Below are 16850 nucleotides of genomic sequence, written 5' to 3' on the forward strand. Positions count from 1 at the left end.
CCTCCCCGGCTCGCTCAGTTCTTGCTGCCTTCGAGCTGTGCCTTGAGGGCGGCCAGCTTGGCGAAAGGCGAATCCGGATCCGGCTCGCGATTGGCCGGGCGCGAACGCTGCGGCTGCTGGAAGCGCTCGTTATTCCGCTCCTCTCGCCGCGGACCGCTGGGACGGCCCTCGCGCTTGAAGTCCGGCCGCGGGCCACGACCGCCCTCGGGACGCCCCTGCCGCGGCTGCTGATCGTCACGCCGCGGACGCTCATCGTGGCGGGGACGCTCGTCGTGGCGCGGCCGCTCCTGGCGCTGCGGTGCCGCCCCTTCGCCAGCCGCCGCTGCCGCCGGCCGGTTCTCGGGGCGTCCGTCGCGACGCGGACCGCCGGGACGACCTTCGCGCTGCGGGCGGTCGCCGCCGCGGCGCTCGCCCTCGCGGCGCGGGCCGTCATGCCGGCCGCGCTGGCCATGCTCGGGCCGGCGGCCGCCCTGATGGCGATGCGGCCGCCAGACCTCGATGAGCTCCGGCTCTGCCGACGCGGTCTCAGCGACGGGAACTTCAGCGGCAGCAACCTCGACGGAGGCCGCTTCGACGGCCTCGGCCGCCACCGGCAGGGCAACGAGCGCGTCGGCCGGGTCCGGCTCGCGCTCCTGCTCCAGCTCGGTCTCGGTCTCGGCCTCGGTCAGGATCGGCGTGGCAGCCGTCTCGACCGCCGGAGCTTCGGCGGCCTGAGCCTCGACGGCAGGCGCCTCGCCTTCCGCCGGCGCATCGGCGTTCAGCGCCGCAGCCGGCTCGCCCGCACCCTCGGCCTCGGGGGAGGCTTCCGCGGCATCGCCCTCGGCAAATGCCGCTTCCGGGGCCGCTTCACCAGCCTCAACCGGCCGTGCCGGCTCGGTCGCGGCCGGAGGCGGCGCCAGCGGCACCGTGATCGCGGGGCCGGGACGCTTCACCGACACATAGCCGAGCGAGCGCAGGATCGAAGCGAAGTCCTCGCCGGCGCAGCCGACGAGCGAAGTCATGGCGCCGGTGGCGACGAAGCCGTCCTGATCGGCAGCACCGGCGGGCGGGGTGCCCTGCGTGGCGCCGGGGCGGTAGGCGATCGCCGGGCGGATCAGATCGGCGAGGCGTTCCAGAATGTCGACGCGCACGGCCCGCTCGCCGCAGACGCGGTAGCCCGCCGCGCGATACAGCCCCTTTGGCACGGCCTTGTCGACCGGGAAGGAGGTGCGCCCCGACGCCGCTAGATGGGCGATATCGTCGAGTCCGGCCGTCTCCGGCCCGCCATGCTTCAGCGCCCAGAGCTGGGCGGCGAGCGCACGCGGCGCCGGCTTCAGCAGCGCCGGCATGTAGATGTGGAAAGCGCCGAAGCGCATGCCGAGCTGGCGCAGCGCGGCGCGGCCCTCCTGATCGAGCGCCTTCATTTCCTCGCCGACCTTGGAGCGCTCGAGCACGCCGAGCGCCTCGGCCGTCTGATAGGCGATGCCGCGGGCAATGCCGGTGACGCTTTCGGCCGCTTCGAGGATCTGGATCGCGCCGAGCAGGCGGGTGATGTGATTCTTCAGCCAGAGATTGAGGCGCGCCTCGACCTGTTCGCGCGCTCCGCCGGAGAGGTGTTCCTCCACGAGAAGGCGCAGGCGCGGCTCCAGCACCTTCTCGCCGGCGACGAGGCGCGCCACCGGCTCGCCCGTCCAGCGGACCAGCCCGTCATGCGAGAGCACGAAGGCATCATCGCCCGCCAGCACGACGCGCGCCGCCCGCGACTCGATCTCGGCGCCGAGCGCCTTCATCGCCGCCAGGTTCAGCGCCTTGACCTCGGCGCCTCCCGCCTTCGGGTCCGCCGTAAAGCGGAAGCCCTGCAGCATTCCCACGTGCTGGCCCTCGACGAGCACGTCGCCCGTCGCGGTGACCTCAGCCTCCAACATCGCATTCTCCCGCAAGCGGCGCATCAGCACGCTGGTGCGCCGATCGACAAATCGGTGGGCCAGACGCTCATGCAGAGCGTCCGACAGTTTGTCCTCTACAAGACGAGCCATGCCCTGCCAATGCTCAGGATCAGGTAACCAGTCAGGACGATTGGCAACATAGGTCCAAGTCCTGACCTGCGCGATCCTGGCCGAGAGCGTGTCGATCTCGCCATCGGTGCGGTCGAGCGAGGCGAGTTGCACCGCATACCAGTCGGCGTCGAGCCGACCATGGCGCATCAGCCTGAGATACAGCGTGGTCGCAAGATCGGCATGCTGCATCGGCGAGATCTTGCGGTAATCGGGCAGGCCGCAGACCTCCCAGAGCCGCTCGACCGCAGCACGCCCATGCGCCAGCGACGCGACATCGGGGTCTCTCGCCAACACCTCCAGCGTCGTCATGTCCTCGGCGATCAGCGCCCGGGTCAGGCCGGGTTCCGAGGGCTGGATATTGAGCGTATCGAGGAGGCCGGCGATCGAGCGCAGGTCGAGGTCGGAATTGCGCCACTGCATCTGGCGCACCGGCTCGAAGCGGTGATTCTCGATCGCCTCGACCAATTCCGCGTCGAAGGGCGGGCAGCGCCCGCTGGTGCCGAAGGTGCCGTCTCGCAAATGCCGCCCGGCGCGGCCGGCGACCTGACCGAACTCGGCCGGGTTGAGCTTGCGGTAGTGATGCCCGTCGAATTTCCGGTCGGCTGCGAAGGCGATGTGATTGACGTCGAGGTTGAGCCCCATGCCGATCGCATCGGTGGCGACGAGGTAGTCGACATCGCCGGACTGATAGATATCGACCTGCGCGTTGCGGGTGCGCGGCGAGAGCGCGCCGAGCACGACGGCCGCCCCGCCCTTCTGCCGGCGGATCAGCTCGGCGATCGCGTAGACCTCCTCGACCGAGAAGGCGACGATGGCCGAGCGCGGCGGCAGCCGGGTGATCTTGCGGTCACCGGCGAAGGTCAGGCTGGAGAGGCGCGGGCGCGTGACGACGTTGACGCCGGGGATGAGCTGCTCGATCAGCGGGCGCATGGTCGCCGCGCCGATCAGCATGGTCTCGGCCCGGCCGCGGCGGTTGAGCAGCCGATCGGTGAAGACATGGCCGCGGTCGAGGTCGGCAGCGAGCTGGATCTCGTCGATCGCGACGAAATCGACCGCGAGGTCGCGCGGCATCGCCTCGACCGTGCAGACCCAGAAGCGCGGCCGCTCCGGCTTGATCTTCTCCTCGCCGGTGACGAGGGCCACGGCCTCGGGGCCGACCTTGTCGACCACGCGCTGGTAGACCTCGCGCGCGAGCAGGCGCAGCGGCAGGCCGATCATCCCGGTGGGATGAGCGACCATGCGCTCGATGGCCAGATGGGTCTTACCGGTATTGGTGGGGCCGAGGACCGCGGTCACGCCATGGGCGCGGGCGGCGGGCGGCAGCGAACGAAACGGAAGCAAGGCGACGGAGCCGATCATCTCGCCCGCCCATGCGGGCGGGAGCGTGGACGGGAATCAGGAACGGGTCTGGCGAGAACGCCTCTGGAACGAAGCGAGGCCGAATCGCGGACTCCGGCAGAATCGGGATTTGTTCCCCGTTCGGGGCTGCCCTCCCTTCGGCATGGGCCATCCCGGCATAGCGCGCCCTCCCACAGAACCGCCGTGGCGGCGCAAAAGGCCGCTCGGCACGATGCCTATTTAAACCCTTCCGCTCCTGAAACGAGGGGCAATCGACATTTAAGGCCGCTGGCCAGCTTCAATGGCGAGCGTGGTCGCACTGCCCGTGGTCGGCCAGCGCCTCGATGATCGCGCAGTCGCAGGCCGCGACACCGCCCGAGCAGGTGGTGGCGATCCGCTCCAGCTCCTTCTCCAGCGACCGCAATTTCGCAATCTTGTCCCGCACCTCTTCGAGATGCGAGACGGAGATCGCATGCGCCTCGTCGCAGGCGATACCGGGCGTGTCGGAGAGCCTGAGCAGCGTGCGGATGTTGTCGACGGCGAAGCCGAGATCGCGCGCATGCTTGATGAAGGCGAGCCGCTCGGCATGGCGCCGGCCGTAGCGGCGCTGGTTGCCCTCGGACCGCTCCGGCGGCGGCAGCAGGCCGACCTGCTCGTAGTAGCGGATCGTCTCGACCTTGACGCCGGTGCGCTCGGCAAGGGTGCCGATCGGCATTACGCGTTCGAGCTTGTCCAGTGCAGCCATGGCGCTCCCTCTGAAGCTATAGTCTCTACAGCTTTAGATAGGCCGCAGTGTGCCCGTGACAAGAGCACTTCGCGCGAAACGACCGCGTCGTCATTTGCGGTCGGAGCGAAGCGCGGACCGGAGAATCCTGGACAAGACAAGCTCCCGCAGCCGCGTCAGGAGATGCTCGGGTCAAGCCCGAGCACGACGCGCGAAGACTACGCCACGCCCATCGCCAGCAGGTCGTGGACATGCACCAGCCCGACCGGCCTGTCCTGGTCGTCCACCACGATCAGCGCTGTGATCCGCATGCGGTTGACCAGCTCGAGCGCCTCGACGGCAAGCGTATCGAGCCCGATGCGCCGGGGGTTTGCCGTCATGATATCGCGGGCGCGCAGCGAGCCGCCGCCGCCCATCGCCGCCTTGCGGCGCAGATCGCCGTCGGTGACGACGCCGGCGAGCCTGCCGTCCAGATCCATCACGACGGCGCAGCCGAAACTCTTGTCCGAGATCATCGCGATCACGTCCGGCAGCAGCGTGTCGAGGCCGATTAGCGGCAATTCGGCGCCGCGATGCATGATGCTCTCGACGGTCTTGAGCTGTGCGCCGAGCTTGCCGCCGGGGTGATAGACGAAAAAGTCCTGCCGCGAGAAGCCGCGTGCCTCCAGCAGCGCTACGGCGAGAGCATCGCCCAGCGCGATCTGCATGGTCGTCGAGGTCGTCGGCGCAAGCCCGTTCGGGCAGGCTTCCGCGGACTTGGGCAGCACGAGCGCGATATCGGACTCCTTGCCGAGCGTGCTCTCGGAATTGGCGGTGATGGCGATCAGCCCGACCCGGAAGCGCCGGGTATAGCCGACGAGCGCGGCGAGCTCTGCCGCTTCCCCCGACCAGGACAGAGCGATCACAACATCCTCAGGCTGCACCATGCCGAGGTCGCCATGGCTCGCCTCGGCCGGATGGACGAAATGCGCGGGCGTGCCGGTGGAGGCCAGCGTCGCGGCGAGCTTGCGGCCGACATGGCCGGACTTGCCCATCCCTGAGACGATCACGCGCCCGCTCGCGCCCCGGATCATCGCGACGGCATCGGCAAAGGGCTGGCCAAGCCCGTCGGCGAGCGCGTCATGGAGCGCGTCGAGGCCGGCGCGCTCGGTGGCGACGGTGCGAAGGGCGGAGGCGCGGATATCGGCGATCATGGCCGGCGCTCTAGCACGGGGAGGCCCGCGATTGCCACCGCCGAGGCTCGGCAGAGATTCGTCGCCAAGCCGAACAACGCTCCCCCGGGGCCGCTCGATTTGTCGCTGATCCCTGGCGGAAACCGTGCGGGCGCTTTCCGGAAGCTGCTGAGCGCGCCCGCTTCGTTGACGGGTCCTTAACCCTGTTCGTTCTAACTCCGTTAACCATGCGCGCCCCTCCAGGGCGCGTGAGCTGTTGCCTGGAGCCTGGCGAACCCCGTGTCCGCTCGCACGACGATCCTGCTTCTATCCGGCACCGCCCTGGCCGGAATTGCGTTCGGCTGGACGACGGCCGCGGCGCAGCAGGCAAACGCGCTCCGGACGGGTACGCCGATCTATATCGCGCAGCAGCCGGCCTCGACGGAGGCGCCCTTCGACCCGAGCTCGACCGAGCCCGGCGCCCGGCGCGATCCGGCCGCTCCAGCCCAGCCTCCCGGCTCGGCCGTCTCGACGCGCCAGCCTTCCCGCGCCAGCCAACCCGTCCAGGCGCCGGCCCTGCGCGGCGTCACGCAACGCCAATTCCGCGCTCCCCCACCCGCGGTGGCGACGCTGCCGCAGCCGGCACCGCCTCTCCCGCCGCCGCCCCCTCGTCGCCGCACCGCCGCGGAGGAGGACCCCTATGCCGCGCTGGGGGTGCGCATCGGCTCGGTGACGCTGCGGCCCGGTTTCACCAACTCGATCGGCTACGACACCAACCCGCAGCGCATTGCCCCGCCCGGCGTGAAGGGCTCGCCCTTCGCCCGCTACGAGGGCGATCTCGACATCCAGTCCGACTGGAACGTGCATCAGCTCAGCGGCCGGCTGCGCGGCGGCTATTTCCAGTATTTCAGGGACAGCCAGGCCTCGCGCCCCGATGCCGAAGGCAATCTCGACCTGCGCCTGGACGCCACGCGCGACACCCGCATCCTGCTCGAAACGCGGTTGCGGCTCGATACGCAGCGTCCCGGCTCCCCCGACCTGACCGCCGCCGTCGAAGGCCGGCCGCTGGTCTGGCAATATGGCGGCTCAGCCGGCGTGACACATGACTTCAACCGGCTGCAACTGACCCTGCGCGGCTCGGTGGATCGCGCCGACTATGAGAACGCGCAGCTCACCAACGGCGCGATCCTCTCCCAGCAGGACCGCAACCAGACGCAGTACGGCCTGCGCCTGCGCGCCGCTTATGAGGTCACACCGGGCTTCAGGCCCTTCATCCAGGGCGAAATCGACCAGCGCGAATACGACGACAAGATCGACGCTGGCGGCTATATGCGTTCGTCGAACGGGGTGGGCGGCCGCATCGGCTCGACCTTCGAGGTCAGCCGGCAGCTCACCGGCGAGATCTCAGGCGGCTACCAGAACCGCAGCTACGAGGACCCGCGCCTGAAGAATCTGCGCGGCTTCGTCGGCGATGCGGCGGTGCTGTGGTCGCCGACCCCGCTCACGACCGTGACGCTGCGCGGCTCAGCCACGCTCGGCGATACCACCGTTGCCGGCTCCTCCGGCACGACGGTGCGCGGGGTCGGGCTCGAAATCGCACACGCTCTGCGCCGCAACCTCACGGTCACCGGCTTCACCGGCTTCGTCCGCACCGACTATGAGGGGCAGAACCTGCGCGAGAACCAGATAAATGTCGGCGCGCGGATCGAGTACAAGCTCACTCGCACCTTCGCGATCCGCGCCAGCTTCACCCATGAGCGCCTGAACTCGACGCAGCCGGGCAACGACTACACGGCGAACGTTTCGATGGTCGGGCTCAGGATGCAGTTCTGACCGGCGTCGTCATGCTCGGGCCTGATCCGAGCATCTCACGACCAGCGGTGCCAGCGCCGTTCCTGCGGGAGATTCCCGGGTCTGCGCTTCGCTTCGCCCGAGAATGACGTTCCGCCTCACTCCATGCCTTCGAGCTCGATGATCATGCCCTCGATCATCCTGAGACCGATCTGCCAGAAGCCCGGATCCTTCGCATCCAGCCCGAATGGCGCGAGCAGCTCGCCATAGGGCTTGCTCCCGCCGGCCGAGAGCAGCGCGAAATAGCGCTCCTGGAAGCCTTCCGCTGCGTTCTGGTAGACGCCGTAGAGCGAGTTCACCAGGCAGTCCCCGAAGGCGTAGGCATAGACGTAGAAGGGCGAATGGATGAAGTGCGGGATGTAGCACCAGTACGGCTCGTAGCCCGCCGTCAGCCGGATCGCCGGGCCGAGGCTCTCCGCCTGCACGCTCATCCAGATCTCGCACAGCGCTTCCGGCGTCAGCTCGCCCTCGCGGCGGGCCTGATGGACCTTCCGCTCGAAGGAATAGAAGGCGATCTGGCGCACGACCGTGTTGATCATGTCCTCGACCTTGGCGGCCAGCATCGCCTTGCGCTGCTGGCGGTCGGTGGTCATGTCGAGCAGCCGGCGGAAGGTCAGCATCTCGCCGAAGACGCTGGCCGTCTCGGCCAATGTCAGCGGTGTCGGCGCCATCAGCGCTCCGTTCGGCGCCGCCAGCACCTGATGCACCCCGTGGCCCAGCTCATGCGCCAGCGTCATCACGTCGCGCGGCTTGCCCTGGTAGTTGAGCAGCACATAAGGATGCGCGGATGGCACCGTAGGGTGAGCAAACGCGCCGGGCGCCTTGCCGGGGCGCGGCGGGGCGTCGATCCAGCGCTCGTCGAAGAAGCGCCTGGCGATATCCGCCATCTTCGGCGAGAAGGCGCCATAGGCCGAGAGCACGGTGTCGCGCGCCTCGGTCCAGGGGATGGTGCGTTGCTCGACCTGCGGCAGCGGCGCGTTGCGATCCCAGAAATCCAGCGCGTCGCGGCCGAACCATTTGGCCTTCAGGCGATAATAGCGGTGCGACAGGCGCGGATAGGCCTCGCGCACGGCGGAAACGAGAGCATCCACGACCTCGCGCTCGACTCTGTTGGCGAGATGGCGGGAATCCGCGACATCCTCGAACTTGCGCCAGCGGTCGGAGATTTCCTTGTCCTTGGCGAGGGTGTTGGTGATCAGCGCGAAGGTGCGCAGCTCCTTGCGGAAGACAGTGCTCAGCGCCTCCGCCGCCTTGCGGCGGACATCGCCGTCGCTGTCCTGCAGCTTGTTCAGCGTCAGTTCGAGCGTCAGCTCCTCGCCGTCGACGGTGAAGCGCAGCGAGGCGATGGTCTCGTCGAAGAGGCGGTTCCAGGCGGCCGCGCCCGTAATCGACTTTTCGTGGAACAGCGCCTCGATCTGATCCTCGAGCTGATGCGGCTTGTCTTTGGCGAGGTCGTCGAGCCAGGGCTTCCAGTGCGACAGGGGGGCCTCGCCCGCGACCTTCGCCATCACCTCGGGCGCGATGCGGTTGAGCTCGAGCTCGAAGAACAGCAGCTCGGTGATCGCCGCGTTCACCTTGTCCTGCGTGTCGCCATAGAACTTGGCGCGCTGCGGGTCGGTGGTGTCGCCGGAATAGACGAGGCCGGCATAGGCGCCGATGCGCCCGAGCAAATCACTCAAGCCCTCATAGCGCTTGACCGCTTCCGCGAGCTTCTCGCTGCCGTCCGGCTGGGCGGCGAGGTCCGCGAGCTTGCCGCGATAACGCTCGGCAAGGGCCTGTGCCTCGGCGAGCGCCCGTTCGAGATCGCTCTTGAGCTCGGGCGAACCGACACCCGGATAGAGGTGGCTCAGATCCCATTCCGGCAGATCGCCGGGCGTGCTCGCCGGCTTGGCCGCGCCCGCCTTGGCACCGGAGCGCCGGATCGTCTGCCAGATCGTCTCTTGGAAGCTCATTCGCTCGACACCTTGCCGCACTGACTTGGGCTTACTCCATAGGCCGGGCTCTGCCCACGGATCAACGCCGGTGCGTGCCGCGGTTTAAATCCCGCTTAACCCTTCTGGCCGACGATGCCCCAGAACGGAACAGGTGATTCCGTCGGCACAAAGCATTTCTTTCATACTGCATCGTCTTTCGAGGTGTCATGACCGCCACCGTCCTCGTCGTCGACGACGATCCCGTCCAACGCCGCCTGCTCGACGCGATGCTGAAGCGCTTCGGCTATGAGGTGATCGTGGCCGAGGACGGCAAGGCGGCTGTCTCCCTCTTCGGCGGGCCGGACGGCGAGCGGGTCGATGCCATCGTGCTCGACTTGCAGATGCCGGGCCTCGACGGCATGGGTGTGCTCGCCAATCTGCGCGAGCGCGGCATCGAGACCCCCGTCATCGTCCAGACCGCGAACGGCTCGATCGAGACCGTGGTTGCGGCGATGCGCGCCGGCGCGGCCGATTTCGTGGTGAAGCCGGTTGGCGCCGAGCGTCTGCAGGTCTCGCTCAAGAACGTCCTCAAGCTCGGCGCGCTCGAACACGAGCTGCGCCACATCAAGCACCGCGCCTTGAACACGCTGGGTTTCCGCGATCTCGCGACCAAGAGCCCCGACATGGGGCGCGTCGTCAGGCTCTCCGAGCGCGCGGCGAAGTCCAACATTCCCGTGCTGATCGAAGGCGAATCCGGCGTTGGCAAGGAAGTCCTGGCCCGCGCCATCCAAGGCTCCAGCGACCGCCGGGGCAAGCCCTTCGTCACAGTGAATTGCGGCGCGATCCCGCATAATCTCGTCGAGTCGATCCTGTTCGGCCACGAAAAGGGCGCCTTCACCGGCGCGACCGAGCGCCATCTCGGCAAATTCGTCGAGGCCAATGGCGGCACGCTCTTCCTCGACGAGGTCGGTGAATTGCCGCTCGACGCGCAGGTGAAGCTGCTGCGCGCCATCCAGGAGGGCGAGGTCGATCCGGTCGGCGGCAAGAAATCCGTCCGCGTCGACATTCGGCTGATCTCCGCCACCAACAAGAGCCTGCTGGACCAGGTGAAGCGTGGCGAGTTCCGCGAGGATCTTTATTACCGCCTCAACGTCTTCCCGATCACTCTGCCGCCGCTGCGACAGCGCCGCGAGGACATTGCCGATCTGGCGCGCGGCTTCCTTGCGCGCTTCGCCGCGGAAGAGGGGCGCAAGCTCAGCGGCATCACATCGGAAGCCGTCGCCCTGATCAGCAGCTACGACTGGCCGGGCAATGTCCGGCAGCTCGAAAACGCGGTGTTCCGGGCCGTTGTCCTCGCCGATGGCGACGAGCTCGGCGTCAGCGAGTTCCCGCAGATCGCCGCGCAGATGGAAGGCTACGACGTCAGCATTCCGCCGGCGCCGGCCCCCATCGCCCGCGGCGAAGCGCAGGGCGAGCCGCCGCCGCGCATCATCCAGATGCCGGTGCGCGACCCCAACGCCCTCGACCTTGTCGCCGGCTCCGACATGCGCAAGCTCGACGAGCTCGAGCGCGAGATCATCACTTTCGCGCTAGCGCATTACCGCGGGCACATGTCCGAGGTCTCGCGCAAGCTCGGCATCGGCCGCTCGACTCTCTATCGCAAGCTCAAGGAATACGGGCTGATCGAGAACGAGAACGGCGCCGATGAAACCGACGCGGCCTGAGCCGCGCAAGAGCACGCGCCGACCAGATCGCGGAGCAATCCGGCCGGCTTAAGCGTTCTCTTAAGAAAGTTGGAGGCGGATTTACCGCTCAGGCCGGTTCGACCCCGGGGGGGGCCGGCTCCTGCCGAATGCAGCGGCCTGTTGCGCCGCCGCATCTTGTATCAACCAATCGAGTCACGCAGGAATGGCGCGACTTCGACAGCGATCGGGAAAGTGACCATGCGTCCTCGCCATTGGGCGAAACTGACCTCGGCATCCGCCTTGGCCATCATGATGGGATGCCTCCCGCTCCGTGCCGAAACGCCGATCCAGGTCGACGCCACGCTCGGCGTTCCGCTGCCCGAGCAGCCGGAGCTGAAGCTGCTCGATTCGGAGCACCCGGCCTCCTCACCTGCCGCGATCGCCCATTCCGGCGCCGCCTCGGAGCCGGAGATCGTCACCGGCACGGTCTCGGCCGGCAGCCGCCTGCGCGATCCGGCCAAGCTCGACGCCACTGCGCCCGCGGACGTGGAGGACGAGCCGGTCACGCTCGACATTCCGGCAATCGAGATGCCGGTGACCGATCCGGCGCTTGTCCCGGCCTCGAAGACCGTCGAGCCGACGCCGCCGCCTGCTCCGCAGACCGGCCCGCTGCAGAGCGTCGAGCCGCTGGTGCCGCCGCCCGAGATGCCGCAGGTCGTGATCACGGTTCCGCCGGGCCTGGAATTCGCGGCGGCCGTGGCCGAGCACCTTCAGGACGCGGTTGCGGTCCCGCGGCTGTCCGAGCGCGAGCGCAACGAGATCATCGCCGCCTATCAGGCCAATGAGAACAAGCCGTTCTGGATCGACGGAAAGGGCTGGAACGAGGCGGGCAAGCGCATCGCCGCGCAGCTCGGCCGCGCCTCCGAGGACGGCCTGCGGCCCACCGACTACCCGCTGCCGGTCTTCGAGGCGAGCGACAAGGCCAAGCTCGCCGAGGCCGATATCCGCCTCTCGGCGCTCGCCGTGCTCTATGCCCGCGATGCGCGCGGCGGCCGCATCGATCCGCGCCGCCTCTCGAAGCTGATCACGCCGACCCTCTACCTGCCCTCGGCCACCGAGGTGCTCTCCGAACTCGCCGGTGCGACCGACGCCGGCGCGGTGCTCGCCGCCTACAACCCGCCGCATGAGGGCTATCAGCGCCTCAAGGCCAAGCTCGCGGAGATGCGCGAGCATCTCGACGACACGCCGCTGGTGCGCATTCCCGCCGGCCCGCCGCTCAAGCTCGGCATGCGCGACGAGCGCGTCCCGCTGGTGCGGGCTCGCCTCGGCCTCGGGCCGAGCGAGGATCAGGTCTTCGACCGCTCGACTTCGCTGGCGCTGGCCGATTTCCAGAAGAAGGCCGGGCTCCCCGCCAACGGCATCCTGAGCGAGCGCACGCTCGCGGCGCTGGGCAAGCCTGCCGCCGCCCGCGGCGAGGAGGATATCGTCGCCCAGATGGAGCGCTGGCGCTGGCTGCCGCCCGATCTCGGCACCGACCACATCATGGTCAACGTGCCGGAGATGCGCGTCCGCGTGATCCGCTCCGGCAAGGTGGTGCACGAGGCCCGCACCATTATCGGCAAGCCGGAATCGGCGACGCCCATCTTCTCGCACAAGATGGACCACGTCATCGTCAACCCGTCCTGGTATGTGCCGCCCTCGATCCTGAAGAAGGAATTCCTGCCGGGCCTCGCCGCCGATCCCGATTATGCGGCCAAGCGCGGCTATGTCGTCACCCGCACCAAGGGCGGCGGCATTTCGGTGCGCCAGCCGCCGGGCGAGCGCAACGCGCTCGGCTGGATCAAGTTCATGTTCCCGAACGAGCACGCCGTCTATCTGCACGACACGCCGAACCGCCGGCTCTTCGCCGGCGAGCGGCGGGCGCTCAGCCACGGCTGCGTGCGCGTCGAGAACCCCTTCGCGCTGGCGGATCAGGTGCTTGGCCCGGAATGGACGCATGAGCGGCTGAAGCGGCTGATCGGCTCGGGCGAGCGGCGAATCAACCTGCCGCAGCCGCTGCCGATCCACCTCGTCTACAACACCATCGTCGTCGGCGCGGACGGCCGGATCACCCGGTTCGACGATGTCTATGGCTTCCACCGGCTCGTTCGCCAGGCGCTCGAACAACATGGCTGAAATGGGCCCGCCGCAAGGCGGGCACCTTTTTGCCATGATCCGTCTTTAGCCAACTCGTCACAGCAATTTCCGACGCAGTGATTGTCGGCTCGCTAACGAGCCGTTAACGCTTCTCCGCAACTGTTCGTTCACGTTCATCGTACCGCTTCGGCGGGGGCACCGAGACGGGTCAGACAGATTGGGCAGGATCAACGCCAAGCTTGCAGGATGGTTGCCGTCCGGCCTCAAGCCAGCCATGCGGCGCGTCCTGTCCCTCGGCCTGGCCTGCGCCGCTTCGTTCCTGGCCGTCCGCAGCACGCAGGACGCCGTCGCCAACGGCGACACCCGCACGATCACCATCCGGCACATGCACACCAAGGAAGAGACGACCATCACCTTCAAGCGTGACGGCCGTTATGATTCCTCGGCGCTGGAGAAGCTGAACTGGGCCCTGCGCGACTGGCGCAGCGACGAGCCGATTCGCATGGATCCGCGCCTGTTCGACGTCGTCTGGGAAGTGCAGCGCCAGCTCGGCTCCGACCAGCCCTTCCACGTCGTCTCCGCCTATCGCTCGCCGAATACAAACGCCATGCTGCGCCGCCGCTCGCGCGCGGTCGCCAAGCACAGCCAGCACATGCTTGGCAAGGCGATGGACTTCTACCTGCCCGACGTTCCCACCGCGCGCATCCGCGAGATCGGCATGCGGCTCCAACGCGGCGGCGTCGGCTTCTACCCCAACGCCCATACCCCCTTCGTCCATCTCGATGTCGGTTCGGTCCGCTCCTGGCCACGCATGACGCGCGACCAGCTCGTGCGCCTCTTCCCGGACGAGAAGACGGTCCATATCCCGGCCGACGGCCAGCCCCTTGCTGGCTACGAACTCGCCAAGGCAGAGGTCCTCTCCAGCGGCGGGTCAGTGGGCGGCTATGCGGTCGCCGATGCCGACGAGGGCGCGGTCGCGGCCTCCGGCGGCAAGAGCCTCTGGGCGTCGCTCTTCGGCGGCGACGATGAGGAGGCCGATGCCCGGCCGGCCCGCGGTGGCCGCCGCGCCGCGCCGCGCCAGCAGCCGGCCGTCATCGCCTATGCCAGCCCCGGCTATGCCGACAGCAACTCGGGCGATGGCGGCCGTTTCGCCGTCGCCATGGCACCGGAGCCGACGACGCGGACGCTCGCGCGCGAACGCTCCGAGCGGCTCGCTCCGCAGGCAGCTGCAGCGCCGCCTCCTGCGCCGGCCGCTCCAGCCCCCGCTCCGACTCCGGAACCAACCATCCTGCCCACGCCGCAGCAGCGCGCGCCTGAGAGCAGGCCGCAGTTCATGGATGCGCCGCTGCCTCTGGCGCGGCCACGCGGTCTCTCCCTGCCGGGAGACGATCCGGTCCAAGTCGCGGCCCTGCCCGCGACCGGCGGCGCACTCGCCTTCGCGCCGCAATCGGGCGCCGCGGCCGAGCCGCGTCTCATCCTCGCCTCGCTGCCGCCGCGGCGGCCCGACGAGGTGGCCGCGGCAACCACTTCCGCCCTTGCCGGCAGCCCGGCCGGCAGCCCGATCAACGCGCCATTGCCGCCGATCCGGCCGACGGCGCTGGCCGACTCCGCCATCGCCAGCCTGCGCGGCACCGGCGCCCCGGAACAGGCTTCGGCTGCAGCGCCCGAGGGCCGCCTCGTCACGGCCGCTCTGCCCCCCGTCCGGCCACGTGAAGGCGGCGTCACCTTCGTTCCGGCCAGCCAACGCTCAGTCCCCGTCGCGGCCGAGCCTGAGGAACCCGCGGACATGGACCGCTCCGGCCTGAACTCGCTGTTCGCGACGGTCACGCGCACCGGCGTTTCCGTCGGCAAGCCGGTGAATGTCGCGACCGCGCGCGCCAGGACCACGGGGTCCTCCGCCGCTCCGATCGCCGGCCCGAGCCCCGCCGCCGCGCTCGGCTTCAGCCATGCCGATTCCGGCGCGCCGAAGCCCGGCGCATTCAGCGGCCCGGCGGTGCGCCCGCTGCCGACGAGCTTCGTGCAGAACTGAGCGCTCGCTTGCCCGTCATGCTCGGACTCGACCCGAGCATCTCGTGCCATGAACCCGAAACCCCTTTCGGCTCGAGATTCTCGGGTCTCCCTGCGGTCGCCCGAGAATGACGCCTGGCAGTTCGGCTACTCCCGGTCGATCGGCCATGCCTTGAAGACGTCGAGCGCCTCGCAGGCGCGCGCCTGCTCCGCCAGCGCCGGCCAGCGTTCTTCCGGCACGAATTCCGGGATGACGAAGCGGCAGAAGCCCCAGGCAATGGCAGCGGCGATGTCGCTCGGCAGCAGTTCCGGTCCGGCCGTCAGCTCTCCCTCCTTCGCCGCTTTGTCGAGCAGGTCGAGCGCGACATGGAGCTGGCTGACGATGCGCTCCTGCCAGGGTGCGTAGCGCTGCGCCTCAGGCCGCTTGCGCTCGTACTCGACCGAGACCGCCTTGTCGGCCGCGACGATGCCGATGCCGGTGAGCGCAAGGTCACGCCGGCGCGCCACGCCCTCGATCGGGCGCAGCGAGCGGCCCGCGACATCCTCGAAATGCTGGATGATCAGCAGGGATTCGCTGATGGCGATGCCGTCGTCGGTGACCAGCGTCGGCGCCTTGATCAGCGGGTTGATCGCCCGGAAGGCGTCCATATGCCGGAACACAGAGACCGAGCGATGCTCGAACGGCACCTCCAGCAGCGTGCCGGTGATCGCCGCGCGGCGGACATAGGGGCTATCGAGCATTCCAACGAGCAGCATCGCTTCCTCCTGACGAGAGCATTTCCGCGCTTCTCCGAATCGCGGAAATGCTCTATGTCTTTGTTTTATCGCATTTTCTTCACGCGAACCGGTGTCCACTTCGCTCGAAAATGCTCTAGAGCCGCGCAACAGTGCCCAGACGCGCGAAAGAAGCCACGCGAATTCGCGTGATGCGCCGGATCACGCGGCTTGATGCTCGGGCTTCTTGGCCGGCGTGAGCTGATCGCTCAGCGGTTCGTCCAGCCTGATCCCGCGCTCATGCGCCTCCATCTGGCAGGGATCCCAATAGGGCGTGCCGCCGAAGCGCTCGACCAAGAGGTCGATCAGCACCCGGACCTTGCCGGGGACATAGGCTCCCGGCGGACGGACCACATAGAGCGCGCGCGTCGGCATGGGATAGTCGAGCAGGATCGGCTCGACCGCACCGGAGCGGATCGCATCGGAGGCGATGAAGGTCGGCAGAACGGCAAGCCCCAGCCCCGCGACAGCCCAGGACAACAGCGTGTCGCCATTGTCGGAGCTCATGCGCCCCGGCGGCCGCACCGTGATCCAGCGCTTGCCGGTGCGGAACACCCAGTCCTGATCGTTGGTGCCGCTATAGAGCAGGCAGTCATGGTCGTTGAGATCGGCGGGAATGACGGGGCGCCCGCGCCGCGCGAGATAGGCCGGGCTGCCGATCACCGTGGCATGGACCGGCGCAAGCCGCCGGGCGATCAGGCTCGAATCCTTCAGCGAGCCGATGCGGATCGCAGCATCGAAGCGCTCGCCGATCAGGTCGACATAGCGGTCACTCGCCTGCACGTCGATCTCGAGCCGCGTATACCTCTGGGCCAGCTCGCCCAGAAGCGGCGCGACATGCTTGTTGCCGAAGGTCAGCGGCATCGAGAGCCGCAGCCGCCCGGCGACCCCGCCAGCCTGCTGCGCCACCGCCTCGCGCGCCTCGTCGAGCTCGGCCAGGATGCGCTCGCTGCGCGCCTTGAATTCCAGCCCCGCCTCGGTCGCACTCACGCCGCGCGTGGTGCGGCTGAGCAGGCGCGTGCCGAGCTCCTCCTCCAGCCGGCTGACTCGGCGGCTGACGATCGACTTCGCCAGGCCGAGGCTCTGCGCCGCCCGGCCGAAACCACCGGCCTCGACCACGGCGATGAAGCTGCGGATGTCATCGAGCTCCGACATGGGTGTTCCTCAGGCTGCAACAGCTTGGTGCCGATTATGCGAGTTCTGGTGCGATCCGTGAACCACTATCTTGCGGTCAT

10 protein-coding genes are annotated in these 16850 nt (G+C 68.6%); 4 read left to right on the forward strand and 6 right to left on the reverse strand.

Annotation, left to right across the window (positions count from 1 at the left end):
* Positions 1-14 precede the first annotated feature (14 nt).
* The 3 genes from AB4Z16_RS02125 to AB4Z16_RS02135 form a co-directional block, all read right to left on the reverse strand.
* The gene (locus AB4Z16_RS02125) at positions 15-3395 is read right to left on the reverse strand and encodes a helicase-related protein (RefSeq protein WP_441509665.1); all 3381 of its coding nucleotides are present in this window, start codon (positions 3393-3395) and stop codon (positions 15-17) included.
* A 277-nt stretch (positions 3396-3672) separates the two neighbouring features.
* Positions 3673-4119: a MerR family transcriptional regulator gene (locus AB4Z16_RS02130; protein WP_441509666.1), complete on the reverse strand. Its 447-nt coding sequence runs from the start codon at positions 4117-4119 to the stop codon at positions 3673-3675.
* Positions 4120-4316: 197 nt separating this feature from the next.
* Entirely contained in the window at positions 4317-5291 is a 975-nt protein-coding gene (locus tag AB4Z16_RS02135) for a KpsF/GutQ family sugar-phosphate isomerase (RefSeq protein WP_441509667.1), read from the reverse strand.
* A 258-nt stretch (positions 5292-5549) separates the two neighbouring features.
* Between AB4Z16_RS02135 and AB4Z16_RS02140 the strand changes: the two genes are divergently transcribed.
* The gene (locus tag AB4Z16_RS02140) at positions 5550-7082 is read left to right on the forward strand and encodes an outer membrane beta-barrel protein (RefSeq protein WP_441509668.1); all 1533 of its coding nucleotides are present in this window, start codon (positions 5550-5552) and stop codon (positions 7080-7082) included.
* A 116-nt stretch (positions 7083-7198) separates the two neighbouring features.
* Here AB4Z16_RS02140 and AB4Z16_RS02145 read toward each other — a convergent pair whose 3' ends face one another.
* A complete protein-coding gene (locus AB4Z16_RS02145; RefSeq protein WP_441509669.1) occupies positions 7199-9052 on the reverse strand; it encodes a M3 family oligoendopeptidase in 1854 nt (617 codons plus the stop codon).
* A 188-nt stretch (positions 9053-9240) separates the two neighbouring features.
* Here AB4Z16_RS02145 and AB4Z16_RS02150 point away from each other — a divergent pair, with 188 nt between their 5' ends.
* From AB4Z16_RS02150 to AB4Z16_RS02160, 3 genes are all read left to right on the forward strand, one after another.
* Positions 9241-10737 carry a sigma-54-dependent transcriptional regulator gene (locus tag AB4Z16_RS02150; protein WP_441509670.1) on the forward strand — a complete coding sequence of 499 codons (1497 nt, stop codon included), beginning with the start codon at positions 9241-9243 and terminating at the stop codon, positions 10735-10737.
* Positions 10738-10956: 219 nt separating this feature from the next.
* Positions 10957-12873, forward strand: coding sequence for a L,D-transpeptidase family protein (locus AB4Z16_RS02155; RefSeq protein ID WP_441509671.1), 1917 nt, complete (start codon positions 10957-10959; stop codon positions 12871-12873).
* A 235-nt stretch (positions 12874-13108) separates the two neighbouring features.
* Positions 13109-14863: a peptidoglycan L,D-endopeptidase MepK gene (locus AB4Z16_RS02160; RefSeq protein WP_441509672.1), complete on the forward strand. Its 1755-nt coding sequence runs from the start codon at positions 13109-13111 to the stop codon at positions 14861-14863.
* Between the two features lie 125 nt (positions 14864-14988).
* Here AB4Z16_RS02160 and AB4Z16_RS02165 read toward each other — a convergent pair whose 3' ends face one another.
* Complete coding sequence (locus AB4Z16_RS02165) at positions 14989-15597, reverse strand: glutathione S-transferase family protein (protein ID WP_441509673.1); 609 nt, start codon at positions 15595-15597, stop codon at positions 14989-14991.
* A gap of 180 nt (positions 15598-15777) precedes the next feature.
* On the reverse strand, positions 15778-16770 hold the full coding sequence (locus AB4Z16_RS02170; RefSeq protein ID WP_441509674.1) for a LysR family transcriptional regulator: 993 nt from the start codon (positions 16768-16770) through the stop codon (positions 15778-15780).
* Positions 16771-16850 lie beyond the last annotated feature (80 nt).

The organism is Allobosea sp. TAF32, assembly GCF_052113585.1.
Taxonomy (GTDB): Bacteria; Pseudomonadota; Alphaproteobacteria; order Rhizobiales; family Beijerinckiaceae; genus Allobosea.

What these genes read in the sequence shown, in the direction of transcription:
- AB4Z16_RS02130 (WP_441509666.1), bottom strand. Translation starts at nt 4,119, where the DNA reads ATGGCTGCACTGGACAAGCTCGAACGCGTAATGCCGATCGGCACCCTT.
- AB4Z16_RS02145 (WP_441509669.1), bottom strand. Translation starts at nt 9,052, where the DNA reads ATGAGCTTCCAAGAGACGATCTGGCAGACGATCCGGCGCTCCGGTGCC.
- AB4Z16_RS02135 (WP_441509667.1), bottom strand. Translation starts at nt 5,291, where the DNA reads ATGATCGCCGATATCCGCGCCTCCGCCCTTCGCACCGTCGCCACCGAG.
- AB4Z16_RS02170 (WP_441509674.1), bottom strand. Translation starts at nt 16,770, where the DNA reads ATGTCGGAGCTCGATGACATCCGCAGCTTCATCGCCGTGGTCGAGGCC.
- AB4Z16_RS02155 (WP_441509671.1), top strand. Translation starts at nt 10,957, where the DNA reads ATGCGTCCTCGCCATTGGGCGAAACTGACCTCGGCATCCGCCTTGGCC.
- AB4Z16_RS02150 (WP_441509670.1), top strand. Translation starts at nt 9,241, where the DNA reads ATGACCGCCACCGTCCTCGTCGTCGACGACGATCCCGTCCAACGCCGC.
- AB4Z16_RS02125 (WP_441509665.1), bottom strand. Translation starts at nt 3,395, where the DNA reads ATGATCGGCTCCGTCGCCTTGCTTCCGTTTCGTTCGCTGCCGCCCGCC.
- AB4Z16_RS02165 (WP_441509673.1), bottom strand. Translation starts at nt 15,597, where the DNA reads ATGCTGCTCGTTGGAATGCTCGATAGCCCCTATGTCCGCCGCGCGGCG.
- AB4Z16_RS02160 (WP_441509672.1), top strand. Translation starts at nt 13,109, where the DNA reads ATGCGGCGCGTCCTGTCCCTCGGCCTGGCCTGCGCCGCTTCGTTCCTG.